Source organism: Protofrankia sp. CiP1_Cm_nod3 (assembly GCF_982290655.1).
Genome location: NZ_CEVIVD010000059.1, coordinates 11,128 through 12,354, shown reverse-complemented (window position 1 = coordinate 12,354; position 1,227 = coordinate 11,128). Strand labels below are relative to the sequence as shown.

At 72.5% G+C, this 1,227-nt stretch carries 1 protein-coding gene; it reads left to right on the top strand.

Features of this window, described 5'->3' with window-relative positions:
• The coding region (locus AC5LUJ_RS13285) for an acyltransferase domain-containing protein (RefSeq protein WP_493465022.1) at positions 1 to 1,227 on the top strand (1,227 nt) is incomplete at both ends.

Genomic DNA, 1,227 nt, shown 5'->3' with positions numbered 1-1,227 from the left:
CGGCGTCGGGACGAGCGGCGTCGGGACGAGCGGCGTCGGGACGGGCGGCGGGGGCGAGGCGCTCGGGGAGCACGGTGTCGCCAGCGTCGAGGTGGGCCGCATACTCGATGCGGCGCTGCGCCGGCTGGAGATCTTCCCCGACCTCGTCGGCGGCCACAGCATCGGCGAGTGGAACGCCATGATCTCCGCTGGGATGATCGACGCCGAGGACGTGGACAGGTTCATCGCCTCGTTCGAGCCGTACTCCCTGGAGGTGCCGGGGGTGGCCTTCGGCGCGCTCGGGTGCGGCGCGGACACGGCCGCCGCCACCATCGCGGACCTCCCGGACGTCGTGGTCTCGCACGACAACTGCCCGCATCAGTCGATCATCTGCGGGGAGGAGCGCAGCGTCGAGAGCGCCCTGCAACGGCTGCGGGGCCAGGGCGTGCTGGGCCGGATCCTGCCGTTCCGCTCCGGTTTCCACTCCCCGTTCCTCTCCCCGTTCCTGGCGAAGGTCCGGGCCGACGTGGCCAGCATCCCGATCCGTACGCCGACGGTGCCGGTGTGGTCGGCGACGACGGTCGCGCCCTACCCCGACGACCAGAACGGGATCCGGGAGCTGGCGGTGCGCCATCTGCTGGAGCCGGTCCGGTTCCGCCAGCTCGTCGAGCGGCTGTACGCCGAGGGCGTGCGGGTCTTCGTCCAGGTCGGGGTGGGCAGCATCGCCGGCTTCGTCCAGGACACGCTGCCGGGCCGGGAGCACCTGACGGTCGTCACGAACACCCCGAAACGCTCAGGCATGGACCAGCTGCGACGGGTGGTCGCCGCGTTCTGGGTCGAGGGCGCCGCGCCCCGGATGGACCGGCTGTCGGCCACGAACCCGTCGGCCACGATCCCGCTCCCGATCCCCGGGCCTCAGCGGCCGTCACCGTCGCCATCGCCGCTGTCCCCGCCATCCCCGTTGCGGTCGTTGTCACCGTCGGCCACTTGTGACGGTCCGGAAGAAGCGGTCGACGACGGGCAGCGGCCGCCCCAGCGGACGCACCACGGCCAGCCGATGCTGCTCAACCTGGGTGCCCCCCTGGTCCGCCTCGGTGAGCGGGCCGCATCGCTGCTGCCCACGGCATCCTTCCCGGAGCCAGCCCTGATCCCGGCCTCATACCGGGAGCAGGCCTCATACCGGGAGCAGGACCCGGAATACCCGGAGCGGGATTCGGACGCGGCTCCGAAGCCGGACAGGGAGCTGCT